Consider the following 1,061-nt stretch of genomic DNA (forward strand, 5'->3'; position numbering starts at 1 on the left):
GATCAGCACCTGGCCTATGGCAGCGCTGGCGTGGCGGCGCGTCGCCTGCGCCACCGCCGCGGCGAGATTGCCGCCGGCGCTTTCGCCGCACAGCACCAGCGGCAGGCCTGATCTCGCCGCTGCCCATTCGAAGGCGGCCACCGCATCATCGAAGGCGGCGGGATGAAGATGCTCCGGCGCCAGCCGGTAATCGACCGACAGCACGTCGAAACCTGTGCCGGCGCAGAGCTCGGCGCAGATGTCGTCATGGCTTTCGAGCCCGCCGAGGATGAAGCCGCCGCCGTGGTAGTAGACCACCATCGCCTTGGCGGCGTTGCCCTCGAGCCGGTAGCGCCGGACCGGGATGTCGCGGCCGGCGGCGGCGATCAGCCCGTCGCTGGCCTTGACGCCGGGCGGGCGGCCCTGGTGGAAAGCCCGGCTCATCCTGTCATAGACGGCGCGCTGCTTGTCGATCGGCAGGCCGATGATCTCGGGCGGATGCCAGGCGTTGACGGCGTCGATATAGGCCCAAAGGGCCGGGTCGAGCCGTGTTTCGTAGGGGCCGCGCGTCATAGATCGGCGTAGAGCGCGGCCGCGTTGTCGAAGCTGAAACGCAGCGGCACCGAGCCCTCGACCTGCCAGACGGTGACGGTTTCGCCGGCCAGCAGCCGGCAGGCGCCGTCGGTGTCGGTGACGGCGCCGCCATAGAGCCGGTTGGCGAGGTTGAGGATCCCGGTCTGGTGCATGGCCGCGCTGCCGCTGCCGCAGGCATCCTTGACCAGCAGCACGCGAAAGCCTTTGGCCACCGCATCCTTGACCGACGCGTCGATGCAGGCCTCGGTCCAGACGCCTGATATGACCAACCATTCGATGCCGGCCGACTTGATGTCGCCCGCCGCCGGCCCGGTGCGGAAGGCGCTGGCCTCGGCCTTGATCAGCAGCGCCTCGCCCTTGGCCGGCGCCACCTCATGGCAGATTTCGGTCAGCGGATCGCTCTTGTCGGAAAAGGCCGACTTGCCGTCCTCGCCGAGCGGATGAAACGGGCGGTCCTGCTTGTCGAGATCGACGATGTAGGCCCAGTG

At 68.9% G+C, this 1,061-nt stretch carries 2 protein-coding genes; both read right to left on the reverse strand.

Annotated elements, in window-relative coordinates; all coding sequences use genetic code 11:
* Positions 1 to 552, reverse strand: a 552-nt coding sequence (locus tag EOA22_RS34795) for an alpha/beta hydrolase (protein WP_164756229.1), incomplete at its 3' end; no start/stop codon positions are given.
* Positions 549 to 1,061: isochorismatase family protein (locus tag EOA22_RS34800; RefSeq protein WP_127390678.1), on the reverse strand; the 513-nt coding region annotated here is incomplete at its 5' end. The genes EOA22_RS34800 and EOA22_RS34795, both read right to left, overlap by 4 nt.

Origin of the sequence: Mesorhizobium sp. M7A.F.Ca.US.014.04.1.1, assembly GCF_003998745.1 — a bacterium.
Classification (GTDB): Bacteria; Pseudomonadota; Alphaproteobacteria; order Rhizobiales; family Rhizobiaceae; genus Mesorhizobium; species Mesorhizobium ciceri.